At 56.4% G+C, this 24,830-nt stretch carries 21 protein-coding genes; 9 read left to right on the top strand and 12 right to left on the bottom strand.

All coding sequences use genetic code 11. The features are described from left to right. Positions 1-172 precede the first annotated feature (172 nt). Positions 173-1,186: a substrate-binding domain-containing protein gene (locus tag ACIQT8_RS17465; protein WP_400967626.1), complete on the bottom strand. Its 1,014-nt coding sequence runs from the start codon at positions 1,184-1,186 to the stop codon at positions 173-175. 267 nt (positions 1,187-1,453) lie between these two features. Between ACIQT8_RS17465 and ACIQT8_RS17460 the strand changes: the two genes are divergently transcribed. The 6 genes from ACIQT8_RS17460 to ACIQT8_RS17435 all read left to right on the top strand — a co-directional run bounded on the left by ACIQT8_RS17460 (position 1,454) and on the right by ACIQT8_RS17435 (position 7,531). Next, positions 1,454-2,719 (top strand): ABC transporter substrate-binding protein, encoded by a 1,266-nt coding sequence (locus tag ACIQT8_RS17460; protein WP_400967623.1) that lies wholly within the window; start codon positions 1,454-1,456, stop codon positions 2,717-2,719. A 65-nt stretch (positions 2,720-2,784) separates the two neighbouring features. Further along, the gene (locus ACIQT8_RS17455) at positions 2,785-3,765 is read left to right on the top strand and encodes a carbohydrate ABC transporter permease (protein ID WP_400967620.1); all 981 of its coding nucleotides are present in this window, start codon (positions 2,785-2,787) and stop codon (positions 3,763-3,765) included. After that, entirely contained in the window at positions 3,762-4,595 is an 834-nt protein-coding gene (locus ACIQT8_RS17450) for a carbohydrate ABC transporter permease (protein ID WP_262528317.1), read from the top strand. The genes ACIQT8_RS17455 and ACIQT8_RS17450 overlap by 4 nt, the downstream gene beginning before the upstream one ends. A 10-nt stretch (positions 4,596-4,605) precedes the next feature. Then, a complete protein-coding gene (locus ACIQT8_RS17445) occupies positions 4,606-5,634 on the top strand; it encodes an ABC transporter ATP-binding protein (protein WP_400967618.1) in 1,029 nt (342 codons plus the stop codon). A gap of 55 nt (positions 5,635-5,689) precedes the next feature. After that, positions 5,690-6,475: a ThuA domain-containing protein gene (locus tag ACIQT8_RS17440; protein ID WP_400967616.1), complete on the top strand. Its 786-nt coding sequence runs from the start codon at positions 5,690-5,692 to the stop codon at positions 6,473-6,475. Positions 6,476-6,481: 6 nt separating this feature from the next. Next, complete coding sequence (locus tag ACIQT8_RS17435) at positions 6,482-7,531, top strand: Gfo/Idh/MocA family protein (protein WP_262528314.1); 1,050 nt, start codon at positions 6,482-6,484, stop codon at positions 7,529-7,531. 169 nt (positions 7,532-7,700) lie between these two features. On the opposite strand, the gene queE is transcribed toward ACIQT8_RS17435, so the two are convergent. Genes queE through queC form a run of 3 tightly spaced genes read right to left on the bottom strand, consistent with a single transcriptional unit; the run spans position 7,701 to position 9,519 of the window. Beyond that, positions 7,701-8,456, bottom strand: a complete 756-nt coding sequence (queE, locus tag ACIQT8_RS17430) for a 7-carboxy-7-deazaguanine synthase QueE (protein WP_400967612.1) — start codon at positions 8,454-8,456, stop codon at positions 7,701-7,703. Continuing rightward, positions 8,453-8,809, bottom strand: a complete 357-nt coding sequence (gene queD, locus ACIQT8_RS17425; RefSeq protein WP_400967609.1) for a 6-carboxytetrahydropterin synthase QueD — start codon at positions 8,807-8,809, stop codon at positions 8,453-8,455. The genes queE and queD overlap by 4 nt, the downstream gene beginning before the upstream one ends. After that, entirely contained in the window at positions 8,809-9,519 is a 711-nt protein-coding gene (gene queC, locus ACIQT8_RS17420; protein WP_400967606.1) for a 7-cyano-7-deazaguanine synthase QueC, read from the bottom strand. The genes queD and queC overlap by 1 nt, the downstream gene beginning before the upstream one ends. A gap of 344 nt (positions 9,520-9,863) precedes the next feature. Between queC and ACIQT8_RS17415 the strand changes: the two genes are divergently transcribed. Further along, positions 9,864-10,022, top strand: a complete 159-nt coding sequence (locus ACIQT8_RS17415; protein WP_262528309.1) for a hypothetical protein — start codon at positions 9,864-9,866, stop codon at positions 10,020-10,022. Between the two features lie 190 nt (positions 10,023-10,212). Here ACIQT8_RS17415 and ACIQT8_RS17410 read toward each other — a convergent pair whose 3' ends face one another. The 8 genes from ACIQT8_RS17410 to ACIQT8_RS17375 form a co-directional block, all read right to left on the bottom strand. After that, positions 10,213-11,346 carry a Gfo/Idh/MocA family protein gene (locus tag ACIQT8_RS17410; RefSeq protein ID WP_400967603.1) on the bottom strand — a complete coding sequence of 378 codons (1,134 nt, stop codon included), beginning with the start codon at positions 11,344-11,346 and terminating at the stop codon, positions 10,213-10,215. Between the two features lie 25 nt (positions 11,347-11,371). Beyond that, on the bottom strand, positions 11,372-12,136 hold the full coding sequence (locus ACIQT8_RS17405) for a sugar phosphate isomerase/epimerase family protein (RefSeq protein WP_400967600.1): 765 nt from the start codon (positions 12,134-12,136) through the stop codon (positions 11,372-11,374). A gap of 57 nt (positions 12,137-12,193) precedes the next feature. Continuing rightward, positions 12,194-13,282 carry an ABC transporter ATP-binding protein gene (locus ACIQT8_RS17400; protein ID WP_262528306.1) on the bottom strand — a complete coding sequence of 363 codons (1,089 nt, stop codon included), beginning with the start codon at positions 13,280-13,282 and terminating at the stop codon, positions 12,194-12,196. 4 nt (positions 13,283-13,286) lie between these two features. Further along, positions 13,287-14,228, bottom strand: coding sequence for a carbohydrate ABC transporter permease (locus tag ACIQT8_RS17395; protein WP_400967596.1), 942 nt, complete (start codon positions 14,226-14,228; stop codon positions 13,287-13,289). Then, positions 14,221-15,123, bottom strand: a complete 903-nt coding sequence (locus ACIQT8_RS17390) for a carbohydrate ABC transporter permease (protein WP_400967593.1) — start codon at positions 15,121-15,123, stop codon at positions 14,221-14,223. Before ACIQT8_RS17390 ends, ACIQT8_RS17395 begins: the two co-directional genes overlap by 8 nt. Before the next feature lie 248 nt (positions 15,124-15,371). Next, a complete protein-coding gene (locus ACIQT8_RS17385) occupies positions 15,372-16,607 on the bottom strand; it encodes an ABC transporter substrate-binding protein (RefSeq protein ID WP_400967591.1) in 1,236 nt (411 codons plus the stop codon). Positions 16,608-16,926: 319 nt separating this feature from the next. Beyond that, complete coding sequence (locus ACIQT8_RS17380; protein ID WP_262528302.1) at positions 16,927-18,357, bottom strand: mannose-1-phosphate guanylyltransferase/mannose-6-phosphate isomerase; 1,431 nt, start codon at positions 18,355-18,357, stop codon at positions 16,927-16,929. A gap of 296 nt (positions 18,358-18,653) precedes the next feature. Beyond that, entirely contained in the window at positions 18,654-21,083 is a 2,430-nt protein-coding gene (locus ACIQT8_RS17375; RefSeq protein ID WP_400967586.1) for a glucose/quinate/shikimate family membrane-bound PQQ-dependent dehydrogenase, read from the bottom strand. A 322-nt stretch (positions 21,084-21,405) separates the two neighbouring features. Between ACIQT8_RS17375 and ACIQT8_RS17370 the strand changes: the two genes are divergently transcribed. Together ACIQT8_RS17370 and ACIQT8_RS17365 are read left to right on the top strand one after the other, a co-directional pair. Next, positions 21,406-22,362, top strand: a complete 957-nt coding sequence (locus ACIQT8_RS17370; protein WP_400967584.1) for a LysR family transcriptional regulator — start codon at positions 21,406-21,408, stop codon at positions 22,360-22,362. Between the two features lie 156 nt (positions 22,363-22,518). Then, positions 22,519-24,807, top strand: a complete 2,289-nt coding sequence (locus ACIQT8_RS17365) for an NADP-dependent malic enzyme (RefSeq protein ID WP_400967581.1) — start codon at positions 22,519-22,521, stop codon at positions 24,805-24,807. The last annotated feature ends 23 nt before the right edge of the window (positions 24,808-24,830 follow it).

Genomic DNA, 24,830 nt, shown 5'->3' with positions numbered 1-24,830 from the left:
ATTACCCTCCTTCGACGCGTCTCCCAAACGCGCTTGCCCCGGTTTTGGTTCATTACGCCGGACATGTTTCGATTATACACAAGACGACCCTTGCGTATAGTGGGCCAACCGCGAACATCTTTCACTGAGCGTTCACAAAATAGAATGGAATCAGTGAACTATCTTCAAAACCTCACGCAGGGCCGACCGATTCCCGTAAGATGAGTTCCACGGGCCAGAGTTCCTGCACCTCGCTCACCGGCCGCCCGCCAATGATCTGCAGTAAAAGATCCGTCACGCGGATACCGGCCATACGCATGGGAGAGCGCGTCGTGGAAATCGGCGGCATCATGCTCTCGGGCGTAAGGTAGGGAAAAACGTCATCATGGGCGATGACGGAGACATCTTTACCGATGACCAGGCCGAGATGGCTCGCCGCACGATAGACGCCTTGCGCCGTCATCATCGCACCTGCCACGAAGGCCGTTGGGCGTGGCGACTGCTCCAGGAGCGAGCGAGCGAAGCGGAAGGCCGTATCCTCGCTGAATTGCTCGCTCAACATGAAGCGCGGATCAGGAGAAATGCCATGGGTTTCGAGCGCATCGATGAAGCCCTGTTCGCGATCCTTCACGAAGGTACGCCCCGTCGGCCCATTGATGAGGGCTATGCGCCTGTGCCCGCGCTCCAGAAAATGGATCGTCGGACGATAGGTTACTTCATAATTGTCGATATCGAGCCACGCATGGGCAAATGGCGTCTTGGAGCGGCCATGAACGATAAACGGTACACCTAACCGATGCAGGAGCGCGATACGTTCGTCTTCGGGGCGAGGTGAATGTACGATGATGCCGTCGACACGGCCGCTCGCGGCCAGACGGCTGAAAATCGCCTGCTCTTCATCGAGATTGTTGTCCACGGTGACGCTGACGAGAATATCCGTTTCTTCCCGCTCCAGCCGGGTCGCCATCCCACCCATAAATTCGGAAAAGAAGTGCCCGCCGCCTGATCGCCCCATCACGACACCGATGGCGCCCGCTCTGCCGGTGGCAAGTCGCACCGCATTCGCATTGGGTCTGTAGCCATATTTGCGCGCAGCTTCAGCCACCCGCTGGCGCGTCTCCTCACGCACCTCCGGATAGCCACCCAGCGCCCTGCTGACGGTGGTGGGAGAAAGACCCACCTTTTCTGCGAATTCCTTGAGCTTCATCTGATTTGCCAGTTTCTCTCTGCATGCGTTGTGGCTGCAGAATTTTCAAGCCGACAAAATTTGAAATCGCTTTCAATTTTCATCGCCTGAAACCTTACAGGTGGTCATATGAATTGGCAAACGCCTAAATTAATCACACTAATTCGCCTGATTTTCCGCCATTAATAAAGGGTATTGACAGAAAGGTTCGCTTTTGACAGCCTCTGCGCAGTCAAAAGCGCTTTCAATTTTGAGGAAGGTTGGATGCGCAAACGGAGGAGTTTGACAATGAATATTTCAATCAAAACCTTATTGCTGTGCGGTAGCGTCTTGTCTGCCGCTGTTTCCGCACAGGCAGCAGAACTGTCGATTGCGGCTAACTCGACCGGCAAGAACGTCGCGTTTTTCAAGGAGCGGATTGCCGCTTTCGAAAAGGAAACAGGCCACAAGGTCAATCTTGTCACCATGCCATCGTCTTCCAGCGAACAGTTCAGCCAGTACCGGCTTTGGCTCGCGGCAGGCAACAAGGACGTTGACGTCTATCAGACAGACGTGGTGTGGGCGCCACAGCTTTCCGACCAGTTTGTCGATCTCTCCGCAGCAACAAAAGACGTAATCGCCGATCACTTCCCCTCGATCGTCGCTTCGCAGACTGTTGACGGCAAGCTTGTTGCAATGCCGATGTTCACCGATGCTCCAGCACTGTTCTACCGCAAGGATCTGCTCGAAAAATATGGCAAGCAGCCACCGAAGACATGGGCGGAACTCAACGAGACCGCCAAGGAGATTCAGGAAAAGGAGCGCGCCGCCGGTCAGAAGGATCTCTGGGGTTTTGTCTTTCAGGGCAGCGCCTATGAGGGTCTGACTTGTAACGCACTTGAATGGATCGCATCCGCTGGCGGCGGCCATATTATCGAAGCCAACGGCGACATTTCCATCAACAACGAAAAGGCGGCGGCGGCCATCGAAACCGTCAAGGGTTGGGTCGGCTCCATCGCCCCACAGGGTGTTCTCGCTTACAAAGAGGAAGAAGCTCGCGGCGTGTGGCAAACCGGAAACTCCGTGTTCATGCGCAATTGGCCTTACGCTTATGCACTCGGCAATGGCGATGACAGCGCCATCAAGGGCAAGTTCGGCGTAACACCGCTACCGGCTGGCGAAGCAGGTGCGGATCCTGCCTCGACACTCGGCGGCTGGAACCTTGCGGTCTCAAAATATTCAGACGATCAGGAAGCCGCGATCCAACTCGTGAAATTCCTGGCATCTAAGGAAACACAGAAGAAGCGTGCGGTTCAGCTTTCCAACATGCCGACCATCGCCTCGCTCTATGATGACAAGGATGTCGCCGAGGCACAGCCATTCATGCCAACGTGGAAACCGATCTTCCAGACCGCGGTTCCGCGCCCATCGGCTGCTGCGAAGGTGAAGTATAACGAGGTGTCCGCCAAATTCTGGGGTGCCGTTCACAACACGCTGTCCGGCAATGGCTCCGCAGTCGACAATCTCGAGCTCCTCGAGGTCGAGCTGACCGATCTCAAAGGCAACGGCTGGTAATCCGGCTCGCATCTGGAGCGGACTGGACATGTCCGCTTCAAATGCCCCAACCGTGAGACATCCCCATGAATGATATCGCCCTAGAAAGACCGGGTGCAACATCCACCAAAGCATCAGGCTCCGATCTTCAATCGGAACGCCTCCGATCCGCTTGGCTGTTCCTCGCCCCAACGCTTTTCGTCCTTGCCCTCGTCGCCGGCTGGCCGCTTGTACGAACCATCTGGTTCAGCCTGACCGATGCATCACTCACCAATCTTTCCGGCGCACAATTCGTCGGGTTCAAGAATTATCTTTCCTGGATAACGCTTGGCAGCGGCCGCACGGTCTACCGTGGCCTGTTGGCAGATCCAGCTTGGTGGGGCGCTGTTCTTAACACGCTAAAATTCACGATTGTCTCCGTCAGCATAGAAACAGTCCTCGGTCTGATCGTTGCTCTCGTTCTCAATGCAGAGTTCAAAGGTCGAGGTATCGTCCGTGCAGCAATCCTCGTGCCCTGGGCTATCCCGACCATCGTTTCGGCCCAGATGTGGGCGTGGATGCTGAACGACCAGTTCGGCATCCTCAACGATCTGTTCCTCAATCTCGGCCTGATCTCCAACAAGATCGCCTGGACGGCCAATCCTGATACGGCCATGATTGCGGTCTTGATCGTCGACGTCTGGAAAACGACACCATTCATGGCGCTGCTTATTCTCGCCGGCCTTCAAATGGTGCCCAAGGATATGTACGAGGCCGCCAAGGTGGATGGCATCCATCCGGTTAAGGTCTTCTTCCGCGTCACTCTACCGATGATCCGGCCCGCTCTGATGGTCGCCGTGATCTTCCGCATGCTGGATGCCCTACGCGTCTTCGACCTCATCTATATTCTGACGCCAAACAATGCTCAGACCCGCACGATGTCGGTGCTGGCACGCGAAAACCTGTTCGATTTCGACAAGTTCGCCTACGGCGCTGCAGCATCCACGATGCTGTTCCTGATCATCGCCTCGATCACGGTTGTTTATATGTGGCTCGGGCGCGTCAACACGGATGGAGCGGCGCGATGACCTTTCCCAATATTCTCAAGACGTCAGCCTTCTATGCCCTGGTTGCGGTCATTATCGTCATCTCCGTCTTCCCGTTCTACTACGCCATCCTGACGAGCCTCAAATCCGGAACGGCACTGTTCCAGATCAATTACTGGCCGCGGGACTTCTCCTTTGCCAACTACAGTTTCGTACTGGGCAACGGCAGTTTCCTGCGCAATCTCGGCAACTCGCTGATGATCGCGTCCTCTGTCGTCGTCGTGTCGCTGTTTCTGGCCGTTACGGCATCCTATGCACTTGCCCGCGTTCGCTTTCGCGGCCGTGCACTTCTGCTTCTGACCATCCTGTCTGTCTCGATGTTTCCGCAGATCGCTGTTCTTGCAGGCCTCTTCGAACTCATCCGTTGGGCCGGTATCTTCAACACACCGTTGGCTCTGATCTTCTCGTACATGATCTTCACCTTGCCCTTCACAGTCTGGGTGCTGACAACATTCATGCGCGATCTGCCAATCGAGATAGAGGAAGCGGCCATCGTTGATGGAGCAACGCCTTGGGTCATCATTACACAGGTCTTCATGCCCCTGATGTGGCCTGCTCTTGTGACCACCGGACTGCTTGCCTTCATCGCGGCATGGAACGAGTTCCTTTTCGCGCTCACCTTCACGTCATCGAACGAGCAGCGCACGGTACCTGTGGCGATTGCGCTCCTGTCGGGAGGCTCGCAGTTCGAAATCCCCTGGGGATCGATCATGGCAGCGTCCGTCATTGTCACCGCCCCGCTCGTCGTCCTCGTCCTGATCTTCCAGCGACGCATCATTTCCGGCCTCACCGCCGGTGGCGTCAAAGGCTAGGAGTTTAACCATGACCAAAATCCAACTGCGCGATCTTCGTAAATCATTCGGGGCCTTCGATGTCATCAAGGGCATCGACATGGATATCCGCTCCGGCGAATTCATGGTCTTCGTTGGACCATCCGGCTGCGGCAAGTCGACATTGTTGCGCCTCATCTGTGGTCTTGAAGAGATATCTGGCGGCACGCTCTCGTTCGATGGCGAGGCAGTCAACCGACTGCCGCCCGCGAAACGCGGCGTTGCCATGGTCTTTCAATCCTACGCCCTCTACCCGCACATGACCGTGTTCGAAAACATGGCGTTTGGAATGAAGCTGGCGGGTGCGGATAAGGACCAGCGTCGAAAACGCGTTGAAGCAGCTGCTGAAATGCTGCAGCTGACGCCCTATCTCGATCGTCTGCCAAAACAGCTTTCCGGTGGCCAGCGCCAGCGCGTCGCAATCGGTCGCGCCATCGTGCGTGATCCCAAGGTGTTTCTGTTCGATGAGCCGCTGTCCAACCTCGATGCCGCGTTGCGCGTTGCAACCCGGCTCGAAATTGCCAAGCTGCATCGCTCCATGCACGGCACGACAATGATTTACGTCACCCACGACCAGGTGGAGGCCATGACACTCGCGGACCGGATCTGCGTGCTGCGAGATGGTCGTGTCGAGCAGATTGGCACGCCACTCGAGCTATACGAAAACCCGGTCAACACGTTTGTGGCCGGCTTCATCGGCTCACCGAAAATGAATTTCCTGACCGGCAAGTATGCCGAGGCAGAAGGCGCAAAAACGATTGGCATACGCCCCGAGCACATTACCATTTCGGCCGGTGAAAATGGCTGGGCCGGTGAGATCGTTCATTCAGAAATGCTGGGGTCGGACAGCTATATCTATGTCGAGATCGGCGCTTCGGAACCCATTGTCGTGCGCGAAGAAGGCGTTTCCAATCGCAAGACGGGCGAGCGTATCGTCATTGCACCGACTGCAGACAATATCCACCGTTTCGATACCGAGGGGCGCGCGCTCAGCCGCAACCTGAGCCGCGGCGCAGCCTGATCCAATCCATTCGCCGGAAACACCCAAGTACCGGCTATTAGCAAGGAGCATGAAGATGACCATCAACACGGTTGTATGGGGCGAAAACATCCACGAGCACATCAATGAGACGGTGCGTTCGATCTATCCAAACGGCATGCACAACACCATCGCCGACGCGCTGAACACGGTCGACGGCATCAATGCCACGACAGCTACTCTTCAGGAACCCGAACACGGCCTATCGCAGGATCGCCTCGACAAGACCGACGTTCTGGTCTGGTGGGGCCACAAGGATCATGGCGCTGTTCAGGACGAAATTGTCGAACGTGTCGCCAAACGGGTTTGGGAAGGGATGGGCCTCATCGTGCTGCATTCCGGTCACTTCTCAAAACCGTTCAAGCGGCTGATGGGCACCCCCTGCGCCTTGAAGTGGCGCGAGGCAGGTGAACGCGAGCGGTTGTGGACAATCAATCCCCGCCATCCGATTGCCGCAGGCCTTCCAGAGCACTTCGAACTTGAAAACGAAGAAATGTATGGCGAACAGTTCTCCGTGCCGGAGCCGCTCGAAACCGTCTTCATCTCCTGGTTCCAGGGCGGTGAAGTGTTCCGTTCGGGTCTCACCTGGCGTCGCGGCGCTGGCAACATCTTCTATTTCCGTCCCGGCCACGAGACCTACCCGACCTATCACGATGCGAACGTACAGAAGGTCATCAGCAATTCGGTGAAATGGGCTTATAATCCGGCCGGTGCACTGACGAGCATTCACAACGCCCCCAACGTCCCAGTCGAACAGGCGCTGGAACCGATTGAAGAACGCGGTCCCAAGCTGCACAAGGCAGGCGAAGCAGGTTACAGGTAATCAGCCATGAGACTTCTTATTCTCGGAACTGGCGGCATGGCCAATAACCATGCCACGTATTTCTCTGAAATCCCCGGCGTCGAACTGGTCGCAGCCGTGGATGTGGATGACGTGATTGTGCGAGCCTTCGCGGCTCGCCACAATATTCCGCTTACCTTCACATCGCTTGACGATGCGATTGCGTGGGGTGAATTCGATGCGGCGGCAAACGTCACACCCGACAGCATCCACCATCCGACCAGTCTCAAGCTTTTGGCAGCCGGCAAACACGTCTTTTGCGAAAAGCCGTTGGCGGAAAACTACGCCAAAGCCGCTGAAATGGCCGATGCGGCAGAAAAAGCCGGCCTCGTCGCAATGGTCAATCTCACATACCGCAATGTCGCCCCATTGCAGGCGGCACGGCAGATGGTGCTTTCGGGCCAGATCGGCAAGGTGCGGCACCTTGAGGCCTCCTATCTCCAGAGCTGGCTTGTTTCCAAAGCGTGGGGCGACTGGATGACGGAGAGCAAATGGCTGTGGCGGCTTTCGACCAAACACGGCTCCAACGGCGTTCTCGGCGATGTTGGCATTCATATCCTCGACTTCGCATCCTACGGCGCCGGCAGCGATGTGGAGCGGATTTTCACGCGTCTGAAAACCTTCGACAAATATGAAGGCAACAAGATCGGGGTCTACGATCTCGATGCCAATGACAGCTTCACCATGACTGCGGAGCTGGAAAATGGCGCGATGGGCGTCATTCACGCCAGCCGCTGGGCAACCGGCCACCTGAATGAACTTCGTCTGCGTGTCCACGGTGACAAAGGCGCGATCGAAGTCATTCACACGCCGGAATATTCCAGCCTGCGAACCTGCCTTGGAGAGGATGTCGAGAAGGCGATCTGGACCACTGTCGAGGTCGATCCCGTGTCGACAAACTACGAAAAGTTCGCAAAGGCAGTGATGGACGGCGGCCCGGCTGACCCGAATTTCCGCCATGCAGCGAATTTGCAAAAGGTTCTCGACCTTTCCATCATTGCAGATCGAGAACGCCGGGAGCTAGCCGTTTCGGCATAGGTCGTGAACGGGTGGCGAAGCGACATCGCCACCTCGATCGCTCCCATGCGATAAGACGACCGTTTAATGAAAGTGATGAGGGGGAGAGCGGCGATTTTATTGCTCGTCTCACCCCCTCATTCTGCTGCCTCTACCTCCTCACCATAAGGGAGAAGGTACGTGGCGCTGCTCACACGCCCCTTTTGTTTCCCCACAAAAGCACATGGAGCTGCGGCAACACGCGGGCTGCAAACCAACGATCGGCCGAGACCTTGTCCACCAGCCACAACATTCGGTCCATCACACCATCGATATCGACACGAGCGTCGTCATCGTCAGGTGGTGGTGGGGTGTGGTTACCAGGTTGCAGATAGATTGGGAGATGCGGAAAGCGGGCGGCGGCATCTTTCGCATAAACGTAATCCGCATCATCGAAAACAACGATCTTCAAAGCCACCTGTGGATGCTTACCGGCTGCGACGAGACATTGCTCAAATGCATTCCAGTCCGTTTCCATGCCGCTCGAAGGCGGCTTGGGACTGAGCACCAGATAGTCGAGAGCACCGAACCAGTCCTTCGCGACACTGCCTTGCGTTTCGAGCGCGAAACGATACCCGTCTGCATGTCCCCTTGAAAGGAGTTCTGCGAAAGGTTGAATGGCCGGATTGCCGCCAGAAAGCGAGACAGTCAGGGGAACGCCGCCAGAAAGCCGACGCACCTCGTGCCAGATCGCGTCAACCGACATGGGCGCCCACGTATCGCGATACTCGCTATCAACGGCATGCAGCGTATCGCACCAGGAGCAGCGATAGTCGCAGCCACCGGTGCGAACAAATACCGTTGGTACACCAATCAGCAAGCCCTCGCCCTGTATCGTTGGGCCGAAGATTTCACTGATGCGGATCGTCGTTTCCTTGGGTGCGGTTTTCGTGGCGGCCAGGCTCATGGCCGGTATTCCGCCCATGTCTTTGCTGTTTCACTGACGCGTACGGCACTGGTTTCCGGCAGCCGCTCCTTGCACCATTCGTAAAAGTGCTTTGCCAAACATTCTGCTGTGACGCGGTCGTGACCCAACACATCGTTCAGATGACGATGGTCAAAATGATCGTCGATATAATGCTTTAGCGGAGAAAGCTCGTGATAGTCCCGAACAAAGCCGTACTCATTTAGCTCCGCACCGGCAAGCTCAACCTCCACGACGTAGTTGTGCCCGTGAAGACGCGCGCATTGATGTTCGGCAGGGAGGCTTTTGAGCTGATGTGATGCCGAGAAATGAAACTCCTTGGTGATACGAAACACTATCGTACCTCCTGAGCCGCATAGGCATGCGTTGCCGCCACCCAAAAATCAGGGTCTTCGTAATCGGTCGGATCAGTTACGCCAGCCAGATGAAATGCCTCACGCCGCTCGACACAGGTGCCACACCGACCGCAGTGTCGAAGCCCTCCCTTGTAACAGGACCAGGTCTCGCCGAAGGGCGTGCCGTATTTCGTTCCATCCGTCACGATCGCAGCCTTCGAAACCGTCACGTATGGTGCAAAAAGCTCGACGCTGGCATAACCTTCCAGCGCATGCGCCTGCATGGCATTGAAGCTGTCAATGAAGCCGGGGCGACAATCTGGATAGATAAAGTGATCGCCGCCGTGAACGGCAATGGCCACGGCATCGGCCTGCTGAGCTGCCGCTAGCCCGAAGGCAATGGTCAGCATGATCGCATTGCGGTTCGGCACGACGGTTGAACGCATGGTTTCTTCCGCATAGTGACCGTCCGGCACGTCCACGTCATCGGTCAGTGCCGAACCAGTCAGATGTGCCCCAATGGTGCGAATGTCGATGATGTGATGCGGAACGCGAAGACGCCCCGCACAGGCGGCCGCGAAGTCCAGTTCCTTTTTGTGCCTTTGACCGTAGTCGAAGGACACGAGAGCAATGAGTTCGTGTTCCGCGGCAATCTTGTGCGCAAGCGAAACAGAGTCCAATCCGCCTGAGCAGATGACGATAGTTTTCATAATTTGAGATCCCTTGTTTTGACCGGGTGGGCTGCGACCGGATAACGGCGCGGCTTTTAGCGCAAAGCGTCCGTCAAGGGAAGTCTTTTCGGCTATGTCGGTTGCATCACGATTTTTCTGTATCGCAGCAACAACTCGAAACAATCGAGACATAGGGCGGAAACGGACCCGATCTACAACAAGCTCAACATGATAAACGAAGGGGTCGGACCGAATGAAGGCGGCTGACATTTTGATGAGTTTGGCCGGCGATCTGACAACCGTCGGCGTAGCAGCGCTCATGGCGCTTTCTGGCAGCCTTTATGTCGCACTGACGATCCACGGCCTCGTGAGCGTGTCAGATCGTGACTAGCGCACTCGCCACCAAGCGCCAGCGTGTCGGCAAGAATCTCGGCCTCGTCATTCTTGTGGCATTGGCGGCTATTGTCGCAGCGGTTGGGGTCGCACCCGTCGTGTTCCTCATTTGGCTGCTTAAAACAATCCCACACTGGCTGGGTCTGTAGCAGCCACACAAAAAGCAACGACCACCGGATCGCCGCCCGATCCTGAAACGGTCGCTTGCGGCAAGGCCCGGCTCGCTGGCAGTGCGCCGGGCCTTTTTCGTTCCTCATAACTCGATTGCAAGAGCGGCGTTCTTGCCTGCAGACTTTAAGACGTCAGGCGGCAAAGTTGCCCTCGCCGCCTGTCTTCGACTTAGCGCAGCAGTGCCTGGGCCTCCTCGATACCAAGTGCGGCAGGCTGCGTGCATGTCGTTGACATTTCGATGAAACGTCCCTCCTCGCCAGACCTGAGGATTGACGTCATGACATCGATCCCATGCAATGAACGGTCGAGCGAGCAACGGGCATCGCGTCCCTCGATCAGCGCTTGCGCCATATCGGCGAGACCAGCCGTGCGGTAGTTGGCACGCGGGCCGTTCGGACTTTCCTGGTTGGAAACGCCAAAGGGGTGCGTCCAGTTCTCTAGCGGCTGTATGTCCTTGTCGCGACCGCTGGCCTCGACAACACCACCAAAGAAATTCGGATCGGGCACATAGATCGAGCCCTCGGTACCGTATAGCTCCATATTCGCGTGACGGTGTGACCAGACATCCCAACTCGCCGAAAGCGTGATGGTTGCGCCATTCACGAATTCCAGCAGGGCATGGATATTGGTCGGCGTCTCAACCGGAATGACCTGACCGTTCAGCGGCTGGCTGGTGACGGTACGAGTTGGATTTGCCATCGTCGTCAAGGCGCCAACACGTTTCACCGGACCAATCAGATTGATCAGGTTGGCGATGTAGTAAGGACCGAGATCGAGGATCGGTCCACCGCCCTTCAGAAAAAAGAAACCCGGATTGGGATGCCACATTTCCATACCGGGGCTCATGACGTGGCAGGTGCCGGAGGTGATGCGCCCAACCTTGCCCTCATCGATGTATTTGCGGGCGAGCTGGTGCGCGCCGCCAAGGAAAGTATCCGGTGCGCAACCGACGGAGAGCTTCTTCTCTCTCGCGATACGGCGAAGCTCTTCTCCTTCTTCCATCGAAAGAACCAGTGGTTTTTCCGAATAGACGTGCTTGCCTGCTTCCAGCGCGGCTTTTGAAACGGAGAAATGCGCAGCGGGAATGGTGAGGTTCACCACCACGTCGATCTCGCTGTTGGAAAGCAGTTCTTCTATGGACTGTGCCTTCACACCATATTCTTCCGCTTTCAGTTCAGCGGCATTCCGGTTGAGGTCAGCGCAGGCAAGCACTTTCAGGCCCTTGAAGAGCGGTGCCAGTGAGAAATAGGTGGTGGAGATATTGCCGCATCCGATGATGCCGACGCCAAGTTCTCTGGCCATGTTGGTTACTCCAAAAAAATGGTCATCAGTAGGATTTGAAAGAAGCGATCGAACGGCTGATCAGTCGATCGATATCTTTGGGATTGTCGTGTTCGACGACGAAGTTTTTCGTGGCACTTTTGCTCTTTAGGGCATCAATCAAGCCCTTCCAATCCAGCGTACCATGACCGACATCCGCCCAGCCATCTTCATCGGTGTTTTCGCCCTTGGGTGCGATATCCTTGACGTGAACAGCGGTGATCCGTTTTCCGTAGCTTTCAATCCAGGAAAACGGATCGGCGTCACCACGCACGATCCAGGCGATATCTGCTTCCCAGTTGAGGTCAGGACCACCAGCAAGAATCTGTTCCTGCGGCGTGGAACCGTCAGCGAGCGTCTTGAACTCGAAATCGTGGTTGTGCCATCCAAACGTAAGCCCCGAATCAACGAAAGGCTTTCCGACCTCCTGCAAACGCTTACCAAACGCGAACCATCCAGCCGCGTCGGCCGGCCGCTGATCCGGCATCAGGTAAGGGCAATAGATTGCCTTCACACCGAGAACCTTTGCGATATTGAGAGCTTTTTTGGGATCGCCTTCCAAGAGGTCCAGACCAAAATGTCCTGTTGGCATCGAAAGACCATTCGCGTCGAGTTCCTCGCGAAGTGCTTTCAGACCCGCCTCATCCAGTGAGGCATACATGGCACCGTATCCCTCCACCTGTTTGTAACCAGCCGCAGCCAATTTTTTGAATATGTGCGAAAAAGGCAAAAAGTTCCGAGCGCTGTAAAGCTGGAAGCCAAGTTCAGTCATTGTCTCCTCCATGAGATGTTTGTCTTGGGACTATGGGATTGGTGAGGATTTGTTTCGTCAGAGCCGCTCTTCACTTTCGGCGTCAAACAGCGAGGCCATCGCCATGTCGAAGGCCAGCCGTACTTTGGTGCCGGGAGAAAAACGCCTGTGGCCGCCAACGCGTACTGACAGAGTGTGCCCGGCGTGCTTGAGCCAGATGAGGTTGTCTGCTCCCATCGGCTCCTCGATATCGACCACCGCGTCGTGCACTTCACCACCGGTGATATCGGCGTCCACGCGCACGTGCTCTGGACGGACGCCGAGGACAACTGCGCTGCCTGGAACAAGCGGCTGTTCGGCCGTGTAGCCATCCAGCGAGAAACTCACGCCATTGGTAACAAAAACAGTCTTTCCGTCTTTCTCGGCCAGCTCGCCGCGAAGAAAGTTCATCGAGGGCGAACCGATGAAACCCGCCACGAAAAGGTTTCTTGGTTTGTTGTAGATCGTGACCGGATCGGCGAGTTGCTGGATGACGCCGCTTTTCATGATCGCGATTCGATCTGCCAGCGTCAGCGCTTCGATCTGATCGTGAGTGACGTAGATCATGGTGTTCTTCAGCGACTGGTGCAGACGCTTGATTTCTACACGCAGTTCTGAGCGAAGCTTGGCATCAAGATTGGAAAGTGGCTCATCGAACAGAAACACATCGACATCGCGCACGAGAGCCCGGCCGATTGCGACACGTTGGCGTTGCCCCCCGGAAAGTTCGGCCGGCTTGCGCTTCAGGAGCGGCTCAATCTGCAAGATGCCTGCCGCCCGCGCGACGCGCCGATCGATTTCCTCCTTCGGAACTTTGGCGACCTGTAGACCGAACGACAGGTTTTTTTCGACTGTCATCTGCGGATAGAGCGCATAGGACTGGAAAACCATGCCGATACCGCGATCCTTTGGTTCCTCCCAGGTCACATTACGGTCCTTGATGAAAATCTGTCCGTCCGTCGGCTCCAGAAGTCCAGCTATGCAATTGAGCAAAGTCGATTTTCCGCAGCCTGACGAGCCCAGAAGCACAAGAAACTCGCCGTCATAGATGTCGAGATTGAGGTCTTTCAACACGCTGACTGCGCCAAAGGACAGGGAAAGATCGCGAATGGAAACGCTTTTGTTCATATGCTCAACCTTTGACTGCGCCGGCGGCAATACCGCGGACAAAAAGCCGGCCGGAAACGAAATAAACGATCAGGGGAACTGCTCCGGTCAGGAGTGTGGCCGCCATGTTGACGTTGTATTCCTTCACGCCCTGCACTGAGTTGACGATGTTATTGAGCTGCACGGTCATCGGGTAATATTCAGGCCTGGTAAAGACGACCCCGAACAGGAAGTCGTTCCAGATACCCGTCACCTGCAGGATCATCGCCACTACGAAAATAGGCAATGACATTGGCAGCATGATGCGGAAATAGATCTGCCAGAAATTCGCACCGTCTATGCGCGCCGCCTTGAACAACTCCTCCGGTAATGACGCAAAGTAGTTTCGAAACAGCAACGTCAAGATCGGCATGCCGAAGATCGTGTGTACGATGACGAGGCCGGTCAAAGTGCCATAAACACCCAGTTCCCGCAGGACGATAACAATCGGATAGATCATTACCTGATAAGGGATGAACGCGCCGATGATGAGAATGGAAAAGAACAGTTCCGATCCCTTGAACTTCCAGTTTGCCATCGCGTAACCGCTGACAGAGGCGATGACGATGGACACCACCACAGACGGAACAAGAATGCGCACGGAGTTCCAGAAGCCACGCGATAACCCATCACAGTTCAAGCCAGTGCAGGCATTTGCCCAGGCTTTGACCCAGGGTTCAAACGTGATCTCCACAGGTGGAGCAAAGATGTTGCCAATGCGTATTTCCGGCATGCCCTTAAGGGACGTGACGACCATTACATACAGCGGCAAGAGGTAATAAGCGGCGGCGACGAAGAGTGTGCCATAGAGGATGATATTACGGCGCGAGAGTGTCTTTTTCGGTTTTTTTCCCCGAGGCCCGGACAGTTGTTTTGCGACCGGGTCGACGCCTGCGGCAACCGTGTTCAATGTGCTGATATTAGCCACGTTTTTTGCCTCCAAATTCAAGGTAGGCCCACGGAATGATGATGATAGCCACCGTCAAAAGCATCATGGTCGAGGCGGCAAAGCCCTGCCCGAGGTTCTGCGCCTGGAACATGTAGTCGTAGACGTATTTCGCGGGCACCTCGGACGCGATGCCCGGCCCCCCGCTCGTTTGCGCTACGACCAGATCGTAGACTTTGACGATACCGCTGGCGATAATGACAAGCGTTGTGATGAAAACCGGACGCATCATCGGAATGATGATCTGGATATAGGTTCTCCACATGGGAATGCCGTCGACGCGTGCAGCCTTCCAGATGTCCTCATCGATGCCACGAAGACCAGCGAGCATGAGGCACATCACAAGCCCCGTCCCCTGCCACAAGGCAGCAATCAAGATGCCGTAAATGACAATCTGGGAGTTGTAGAGGGGATCGAAGGTGAAGCTTTCCCAACCGAGTGATCGGACCACCGACTGAATGCCGAATTCTGGATTCAACAGCCACTGCCATACCAGGCCCGTCACAATGAACGACAGTGCAAAGGGATAGAGGAAGATGGTTCGGAATGTGTTTTCGAAGCGGATTTTCTGGTCCATCAGCGCGGCGAGGACAAATCCGATCACCAGGCTGAAAATCAGCGAAAGAATGCCGTAGATCGCAAGGTTCTGGATGGACACAATCCATCGCGGCGCCGCCCACAGGCGTTCATACTGCTCAAAACCGATGAATGTCGCGCGCGGCAGTAGTTTCGAATTGGTGAAGGAGTAAATGACTGTCCAGATCGTTCCGCCAAGGAAGATCACGACAGCCGTCAGGATCATGGGAATGGAGGCAATCTTCGAATTGAGATTGCGAAAAAGCTGGTTGGGGCGGCCGGAATACGCTTGACCCGCCATGGTTCTCTCCTCCTCGAACACGACAGCGCTGCACATTCCATGGAACATACGAAAAGCGCCGTAACAGCTTGAATTCATGCGCTTTGTGTAAACGGTTACATTCACAGGACAAAAGCATGAACGTTCCATCGCGGAGGGCAGGAAACCTGCCCGCTCGCGTGTCGCCCTGCTTAGCGCGAACGAGCGCCATCAGCAGGGTGGGAGTTGACGGGGGCAGGTAAGTCCAGCCCCCGCGCCAGCGGTATCGATCAGTCCGCCGAACCGATGATGTCAGCAAAACGCTTCTGCGCATCCTCGGCGGTCATGGATGAACTCGCGAAGAATTCCGCCATCAGATCTTCCTTCTGTTTCTGCGTGTCGGCAGAAATCAGCTGGTCGGTACTGGTGAGAGCATTGCCCTTGGCGAGAATAGCGAGACCCTTTTTCATGCAGTCGTTGGCCGCATTAAGGTCTACGTCGCCGCGGATCGGCAGCGATCCTTTCTTCAGATTGAAGGCGACCTGTGTCTTGGGATCAACGATGACTTCGGCCAGAACATCCTGGGCCTTTGATTTAGCCTCATCCTTCAACACCGGGAAATAGAAGGCATCGCCGCCTGTCGTCAGATATTCGTTGAGCCCGAGACCAGGAAGGCAGCTATAGTCTGTACCGGCTTTCTGATTGGCAAGCTGGAATTCACCCTGCGCCCAGTCACCCATGACCTGGCCGCCGGCTTTTCCGGTGATGACCATGTTGGTAGCCTGGTTCCAGTCTTGAACGTTCGTGCCTTTGGCCATATCGCGCGCTTCAACGGCTGCGGCGAAAATCTTGGCCATCTCTGGACCTGCCGCTGCTTCCGCATCCTTGTCGGCATAGACTTTCTGGTAGAGATCCTTTCCACCAATCGAGATCGTCAGCGTGTCGAAAAGACCGTTTGCCTGCCACGCCTGACCGCCAAGTGCCAGCGGCTGTATGCCAGCCTTTTTCAGCGCAGGCGCCGCTGCGACGAACTCTGTCCAGTTCTTCGGAACTTCGACGCCGGCCTTCTTGAAGGCTTCGTTGGAAAGCCACAACCACTGCCACGAATGGATATTCACAGGCGCACAGTAGATCTTGCCGTCGATGGTGCAGCTATCGAGCAAGCTTGCGGGCTTGATGACGTCTTTCCACTTCCCCTTTTCCGCAACATCTGTCAGATCGCGCATCAAACCGGCTTGCACAAGTTCCTCTGCTTGGCGGCCATGATTGAATTGCGTGGCGCCCATCGGGTCACCACCGGTGATACGGCTGATCATGATCGGACGAGCCGTGCCGCCGGAACCGGCGATGGCACCGTCCACCCACTTGTTGCCGGTTGCATCAAAAGCTTTGGCGAGTTCGGCAACCGCAGCGGCCTCACCGCCCGATGTCCACCAATGGGTTACTTCCAAATCGGTAGCACCGGCCATCCCGGCCGGAATCATAACACTGGCCGCAAAAGCCATAGAAATTGCACGCATGCGCATGAGTCTCCTCCCTCACTGAAACGTTGCAGTGAAAACGTATGCGAAGATTTTTGAATGTGCAACAGCCTAAAAGACGAATCTGGCCACGGCAGCGCAAGATACCGCAAGCGACTGATAATAATGCGTTATTTTACGCATTTACGGGTTTGCAATCCCGAAATCAGATCTAATCCGTTTATCGGCCTCCAAGGCCCAAGCCTCGAAGGCATGCGATCCTCGCCCGAGGGCGAGGATAGAAATTTTCAGGAATTTCACCGATCCTCGGGTCTGGCCTCATGACGCCTGTTCGAACCCTGTTTCGCTGCTGTGCTGCGAGCCATCAGGGGCGTCTGTAATCGTCCTCGATGCGAACGACGTCGTCTTCACCGATGTAGGCGCCAGTCTGGATTTCGATCAGTTCAAGTGGGATCTGGCCCTCATTGGCAAGGCGGTGAGGCTGACCGATCGGAATATAAACCGACTCGTTTTCGGTCAGCAGCTTCGTTTCTTCGCCAATCGTTACCGTCGCAGTGCCCTTGACCACTATCCAGTGCTCGGAGCGATGATAGTGTTTCTGGAACGAAATGCGGTGGCCCGGCTCAACCTTGATATGCCCGACGCGGTAACGCTGGCCGACATCCATGTGCTCCAGCGATCCCCAAGGGCGATGCACGCGCTTGTGCGTCTGCGTGCGGGGTGCGTGACCGCTATCCTTTAGCGTTTCCACTAGCCCTTTCACATCCTGCACCTTGTTTTTCGGCACGACCAGGACGGCATCCTTGGTTGCCACCACCACAAGATCCTTGGCACCGACGACTGTGGTCAGCAGACTTGTGGAGTGGATGAGGCAGCCCTCGGAGTCGATAAAGACGCCATCGCCTTCCACGGCGTTGCCATTGTCGCGTTTGTCGGCGATTTCCCAAATCGCGTCCCAACTGCCGATATCCGACCAGCGGAAATGGCCGTGCACCACCGCCATATGTTGGGTCTTCTCGATCACGGCGTAGTCGATCGAGTTTTTCGGAGATGCCTCGAAGCTTTCCTGGTGAAGGCGCACGAAGCCGAGATCGCTCTCATGCTGATCGACGGCTTTGGTCACAGCGGCCAGGATTTCCGGCGCGTAGGTCTTGAGTTCGGCAATCATCACGTCGGAGCGGAACAGGAAGTTGCCGGAGTTCCACAGATACCCCTTTTCGAGGTAAGAGATCGCGGTCCTCACATCGGGTTTTTCAACAAAAGCATCAACGGCGCTCAGATCCTTTTCGCCGTCAATCGCCTCACCCGGCTTGATATAGCCATATGAGGTTCTAGGCTCGGTTGGCACAAGCCCGAATACGACGATAGAACCCTGATCGGCTGCCTTGGCACCGAGTTTGACAGCGTCGGAAAACTTGTCGGCATCCAGCACCACATGGTCAGCGGCCAGTGCCAGAACGAGAGAACCTGGCTCGCGTCGCTCAGCAAGGACAGCGGCAGCGGCCATTGCGGCAGCGCTGTCACGACGCGCAGGCTCGAGCACCACAGTCGCCGACAGGCCAATTTCTTCTGCCTGACGACGGGCAAAAAAACGGAAATCCTCATTGGTGACAACCAGCGGGCCCGCGTACAATGCGGGGTCGGATACACGCTGCAAGGTCTGCTGATAGGTGGAAAGATCACCGACCAGCGGCTGGAACTGTTTTGGCAACTGATCGCGTGACACTGGCCAAAGCCGCGAACCCGCCCCCCCTGCTAGAAGAACCGGCGTGATCTTTCGTACCTGTGATGTCACAACTTTACCTTTCCATATGCCAAATCGATTTCCCGGCGGGCCGGAGAATATACAGTTCCTGAAATATCGCCATCATCCGTTTACCGGTAGGCCAGCGCAAGCTCATAAATAAGGCCTGTGAAAGCTTGGTGAACGACGGCGACATTCCCAGATATGAGGTCGACCCTTTCTGCCAACGCGGCATGTTCCGCGTGGTTCCATTTTTCTCGACCATTCAAAATCGGTGGATGCCAGCTCAAAAAAGAAAAGCCCCGGATCAAAAGATCCGGGGCTTGTTTCTCTCGTCGGCCAGCCGATCAATTCGGCAAAGCGTATGCGATCACATAGTCACCACGATCCGGTGACTGGCGGGCACCACCTGCCGAAATCACGACATACTGCTTGCCGGTTTTCGGAGACTTGTAGCTCATTGGACCGCCCTGGCTGCCAACCGGAAGGCGTGCCTTCCAGACTTCCTTGCCAGTAGCAGTATCGAAAGCCCGCAGATAATAGTCCTGCGTACCGGCGATAAAGACCAGGCCGCCCTGGGTCGCCAATGTGCCGCCGAGGGTTGGCATGCCGATCGGGAGCGGAAGACCCATCTTGATGCCGAACGGACCAGTGTCTTCGACTGTGCCGACAGGAACCTGCCACTTGATCTTCTGCGTTTTCATGTCGATGGCAGTCATCGTACCATACGGCGGAGCCTGGCATGGGATGCCGAGCGCCGAGAGGAACCGGTTCTTGTCAACCGCGTAGGGCGTACCCTTCATTGGCACAAGGCCCATGCCGGTGTTGACGCTTTCGCCGCCACTTGCAGTGACGTTGCTCGGTGCGGCTTCCTTCATCTGAATCCAAAGACCAAGGCGCATATCGTTCACGAAGATAGTATTCGTGGTCGGGTCAGTCGAAAGTCCGCCCCAGTTCATACCGCCGAGCGAACCCGGGAAGCTGAGCGATACATCGGTGCCTGGAGCCGTATAGAGCCCTTCATAACGCATGCCCTTGAAGGCAATGCGGCAAAGAAGCTGATCGAACGGCGTAGCGCCCCACATGTCGGCTTCAGTGAGCGTCTGCGCACCAATTTGCGGCATACCGACGGAACGAGGCTGGGTCGGCGAATAAGGCTCATTGGGGATGTTTGCCGCCTTGACCGGCACATTATCGACTTGGGTCAAAGGTTGACCCGTAGCACGGTCGAGCACGTAGAGCTGACCCGCCTTCGTCCCGAAGACAAGAGCCGGAACCGTGGTCCCGTCTGCCTTCGGAAAATCGATGAAGCTCGGTTGCATCGGCACATCAAAGTCCCAGAGATCATTATGAACCGTCTGGTAGACCCACTTTTCACGGCCGGTGGTGGCATCAAGTGCCAGCATGGACGCGCCATATTTGTGGTCGAGCGGGGTGCGTGTCGCGCCGTAAAGATCGACCGATGGGCTGCCGACCGGCATGTAGACAGTGTTCATGTCCGGATCGTAGGACATGGCTGCCCAGACGTTTGGAGTGGAACGCGTATATGTCTGGCCGGGAGGCGGCAGAAGCGTGATATCAGGATTGCCTGGATCGAAAGCCCAGCGCAACTGCCCGGTTATGACATCGAACCCGCGCATGACACCACCAGGCATATCCACCTGAACGTTGTCGGCGATACGCCCGCCGACGACGACCGTTGTGCCGGCAAGCGTTGGAGCCGACGTCAACACATATTGCGGATCGGGCGCATCACCAAGACCAATCGTCAGATCAACACGGCCATTCGTACCGAAATCGGGGCAATATGCACCCGTGTCGGCATCCAGCGCGATCAGTTCGGCATTGATGGTGTTCATCAAGATGCGGCGCTGGCAAAGTGCACCGTCGGCAACGACAGCAGGTGTAACAGGCGTAGAGCCTGGCGCAGTTGGCTGCTTGAGCGGCTGTGTGGCATCGAAATAGGCAAGGCCGCGGCAACGCATCCAGACGGATGATTTCGCGTTGATTTCGGTCTTCCACTTTTCAGTGCCGGTGTCTGCGTCGAGAGCAATGACATTGTTATGCGGAGTGCACAGGAACACCGTGTCACCCACCTGCAGCGGGGTCTGCTGATCTTCTGCCCCGTTCGCACCGGGGCTGATCGGTGTGTCACCGGTGTGATAGGTCCAGGCGACCTTGAGATCCTTGATGTTGTCGCGCGTGATGTCATCAAGAGCCACGAACCGGCTACCACCTGCAGTATTACCGTAATGCTCCCAGTTCTTCTGCTCTGTCGCAGGCGAGACCGGCGTAAGCGCGGCGGCTTCACCGCTGAACTTCACGGTCGGGTGCGCGACAAACATACCGGCGAAACCCGCACCTGAGACAAGTGCCATGACCGCGGCCACCGCAAACGAAACACCGTAGGCCGGTGTTTTGCCGACCGCACGACGCAGTAGCGGAAAGGATGCAGCAACAACCGCCGCTCCAACGCCAATCGCCAGAAGGCGAGAGATCAGAGGCCAGAAATCGAGACCGACTTCCCATATCGCCCAGATGACCGTCAGAACGACGGTAAGACCAAACAGTAGCGCGCCAGCAGGCTTGCGCATGATCACGAGCAGGCCGGAAATGACGAGCGCAACGCCCGCGATGACGAAGTAGAGGCTGCCGCCGAGAGTGGCAAGCTTGCCTCCTCCGACAGCAAAGAACAGGCCCGCCAGAAGAATGACGGCCCCGAGCACAAACAGCCACAATCTGGCTGGAAGTGACGTGGAGACTTGTGGATGGCTCATTGATTTAATGTCCAGTTTTTGAGGGCTGCCTGTAAGGCGACACCCGATAATCGTTCAATGTCCCGCACAACAGGGACAGTCGGCCCCGATGGGACGACAAAGACGGCATAATGGCGGTATTGCTGAACGCGGAGGTTTGGGTAGGAGGAAATCCGTAGTGAACTTCATGGTTGACCATTCAATGCAAAACCCCACGACGACCCTGGCGGGCAGCCGCAAGCGCTAGAACAAATCCTCCCGGTTTCAATCGCGGTGCAGCCCCGATGGGCAAGTGCGATCAAAACTCTGGTCGCGGTATAACGTCGCGTGCGACACTATGACAATGCACGATGCAAGCAAGTTTGATAAGCTAACCTTATATCATAATATCAAAAAATACGTAGGCTTTTCAGCAATGGATACGCGTCAACTCACGATTTTCGTGGAAGCCGCCCGAACAAGGAATTTCCGGGCAGCCGCCGCCCAGCTTGGTATCGCGCAGCCCGCCGTCACCCAAAGGATCAGGCAACTCGAAGAAAGCCTGGGTTTCCCGCTGTTTCGCCGGATCAATCGCGGCGTCGAGCTGACACCGGCTGGGCAAGCCATGCTCGTTGAGGCGGAAGAAATACTCGCTCGCACCAAAGTGGCTCAAGAGAAGGCGGACCAGATCAGACGCGGTGAATTCGGAATTGTGCGGATCGGTTTCGGCACCAGCGTCATGGCCGATCAGAAACTGCCTGCTCTGATCGCAAAATTCATCGGTGCGAACGTGAGCACCAGGCTGGAACTCGTACCGGGCACCACCATGGATCAACTCATCAAGGATGTCGCGACCCGCCAGACAGACGTCGCATTTGTGAGGGCGCCATTACCGCAGCTACCGCAGACCTTGCGCGCAGTTGCGTTCGATGGATCAAGGCTTTGTGTTGCGCTCAGCGAACGGCATGAACTGGCATCTCGTCGTACCTTGTCGATCGAGGAAATCTGCCAGGAAAAACTTCTGTTACCTGTCGATGAGACAGGTGTCGGTCTCAGCCACAGCGCGCTTTCGCTGTTCATTGACAGGGGGCTAGAACCAGATATCGGCATGCGGATTGCAAATGTGAACACCATTCTCGCGCTCGTTGAAGCGGGAGCTGGCATCGCCATCCTCCCGGAAAAGACCGTCCGCGCAACAAGGGGCGTGACAGGTGTTCCGTTCACCAATCTGGACACTGTTTCGGAAAGCGTCATTCTCGTCAGGCGTGGCGTTCCGGGAAAGCACTTGCAATCGTTTCTCAACATGGCGCGGGATATGTGAATTGCCAGCATGTCGACTTAATCGATTGAATCGCACGGAAAAATCGTCCTCGACACTTTTGCTGCAGTGAACAACATTCAAGACTTGGCAGGCGTGCAAAAAATACAATAACAACTGCAAACATTTTGAACGATTGACAGAAAGCAAGCACCTCTCATGTCCGACACGACGAAGCCAGCAAGCAACAGAACATCGGTCACCGATCAGGAAGCACTGGATTTCCATGCAATCGGCAGACCGGGCAAACTGGAGATCACTCCCACCAAGCCAATGGCAACCCAGCGTGACCTTTCGTTGGCCTATTCGCCTGGTGTCGCCGTTCCCGTCAAAGCGATCGCCGAAAACCCCGCAACCGCCTATGACTATACGACGCGCGGCAACATGGTTGCAGTGATTTCAAACGGCACGGCCATCCTCGGTCTCGGCAACCTCGGCGCATTGGCTTCCAAGCCTGTCATGGAGGGCAAATCCGTTCTGTTCAAACGCTTCGCCGATGTCGATTCCATCGACCTTGAGGTCGACACCGAAAACGCCGACGAATTCATCAACTGTGTGCGTTATCTCGGCCCTTCCTTTGGCGGCATCAACCTAGAAGATATCAAGGCACCGGAATGTTTCATCATTGAAAGCCGTCTGCGCGAGCTGATGGACATTCCCGTTTTCCATGACGACCAGCACGGTACCGCCATCATCGCCGCAGCCGGTCTGATCAATGCCATTGAACTGACAGGCCGCGACTTCAAGACAACAAAGCTCGTCTGCAATGGTGCCGGCGCTGCCGCCATTGCCTGTATGGACCTCATCAAGGCCATGGGCTTCAACCCCGAGAACATCACGCTTTGCGACACCAAGGGCGTGATCTATCAGGGCCGCACGGAAGGCATGAACCAGTGGAAGTCAGCCCATGCGGTCAAGACTGACAACCGCACGCTGGCGGAGGCCATGAAGGGTGCCGACGTCGTGTTCGGGCTCTCGCAGAAAGGCGCCTTCACTGAAGAGATGATCCGTTCGATGGCACCGAAGCCGATCATCTTCGCCATGGCCAACCCAGATCCGGAAATTACGCCGGAAGAGGTTGCCCGCATTCGCGACGATGCGATCATGGCGACCGGTCGTTCCGACTATCCGAACCAGGTCAACAACGTTCTTGGCTTCCCGTACATCTTCCGTGGCGCACTCGATGTTCGCGCCAGCCAGATCAACGACGCCATGAAGATCGCAGCCGCCCAGGCGCTTGCCGATCTCGCACGTGAAGACGTGCCCGACGACGTGGCAGCAGCCTATCAGGGCAACCGTCCGCGCTTCGGCTCGCAATACATCATCCCGGTTCCGTTCGATCCGCGGCTGATCTCGGCCATCCCAGTCGCCGTCGCAAAGGCCGCGATTGAAACAGGTGTCGCGCGCCGCGAATTGCCGGATCTTGACGCTTATGCGCGTGAGCTGTCCGCCCGCCGCGACCCAATGGCATCGACAACCCAACGGCTCTACGAGCGCGTACGGCGTTCGCCAAAGCGCGTGGTTTTCGCGGAGGCGGAAGAAGAACAGGTCATGCGCGCGGCGATCTCATTTACCGCGCAGGGACTTGGTACGGCCATTCTTCTCGGTCGTGATGACATCATTAAAGCAAATGCCGAGAAGGCGGGCATCGACCTTGATCGTGCCAATATCGAGATCACCAATGCGCGCCTTTCCACGCGCGTTGACGCCTACATCGACTATCTCTATGCCCGTCTGCAACGCGGCGGCTTCCTCTTGCGCGACGTACAGCGCCTCATTCACAACGACCGCAACCATTTCGCGGCCTGCATGGTCGCGATGGGCGATGCGGACGCAGTTGTGACCGGTGTCACCCGCAACTACTCGACGGCACTGGAAGACATCCGTCGCTGCATCAACACCAAGCCCGGTCACCGTGTCATCGGCGTGTCACTCGTCGTGTCGCGCAACCGCACGGTCTTCGTAGCCGACACGGCTGTCCACGACATGCCGTCAGCCGAAGACCTCGCCGATATTGCCGAAGAAGCAGCCGGTCTTGCTCGCCGTTTCGGGTACGAGCCACGTGTAGCGATGCTTGCGTACTCCACCTTTGGCCAGCCGACCGGTGAACGCTCCGACAAGGTCCGCGAAGCGGTGAAGATCCTCGACAAGCGCAACGTTAACTTCGAGGTGGACGGTGAAATGTCCGCTGATGTGGCACTGAACCACCATCGCATGCAGAGCCAGTACCCCTTCGCCCGCCTTTCCGGCGCAGCAAACGTTCTGGTCATGCCTGCCATTCACTCCGCTTCGATCTCCACCAAGATGCTGCAGGAATTGGGTGGCGCGACGGTCATCGGGCCGCTTCTCGTTGGCCTAGATAAGTCTGTCCAGATCACAGCCATGGGCGCGAAGGACAGCGATATCGTCAACATGGCGGCAATTGCTGCGTACAACGCCGGTCGCTAAAACAGCCAGAGGGGCGCGGTCAC

The organism is Agrobacterium sp. NPDC090273, from assembly GCF_044772305.1.
In the GTDB taxonomy this organism is placed as follows: Bacteria; Pseudomonadota; Alphaproteobacteria; order Rhizobiales; family Rhizobiaceae; genus Agrobacterium.
The sequence above is the reverse complement of the archived record's forward strand: the minus strand, read 5'-3'. Positions and strand labels throughout refer to the sequence as shown.